This is a genomic window from Desulfogranum marinum (assembly GCF_016918565.1).
Classification (GTDB): domain Bacteria; phylum Desulfobacterota; class Desulfobulbia; order Desulfobulbales; family Desulfobulbaceae; genus Desulfogranum; species Desulfogranum marinum.
Window position 1 is genome coordinate 1 of record NZ_JAFFQD010000161.1, and the last position, 457, is coordinate 457.

The 457-nt window shown below is 63.2% G+C and carries 1 protein-coding gene; it reads left to right on the forward strand.

Annotated features, from left to right (window positions below):
* Positions 1 to 118: 118 nt before the first annotated feature.
* On the forward strand, positions 119 to 457 hold a 339-nt coding region (locus JWH17_RS23315; protein ID WP_205225097.1), incomplete at its 3' end, for an MgtC/SapB family protein.

Genomic DNA, 457 nt, shown 5'->3' on the forward strand with positions numbered 1-457 from the left:
GAACAGTGCTGTGGAACGACCGCCCGGCAGTCGACCAACGACTGCGCCAGATCAATCGGAAAGCGTTGCCGCGCGCAATACTGAACAGGTCAACGCAACAGCCATTCGACTCCACTGAATGTCTTCATTGCTGTCTTTCTCGGTTGCCCTGGGTGTGGGGCTGGCGATCGGCCTTGAGCGCGAGCGGAGTCATGCCGACAGCGCAGAGCTGCCAGCGGGCATGCGAACGTTTGCGATCGGGGCGCTGGCGGGTGCCATCGCGGCAAGCCTGCCGATACCGTTTGCCGTGCCCACGGTGCTGCTGACGGTCGCGGTGTTGGCGGCGGTCGGTTATCACCATTCGGCCAATGTCGATCCTGGCGTGACGACGGAATTCGCACTGGTCGCGACCACGCTGTTAGGCGCCTATGCCGTGAGCGAGCCCGAAATGACGGCTGGCCTCGGCACGGTCCTACTT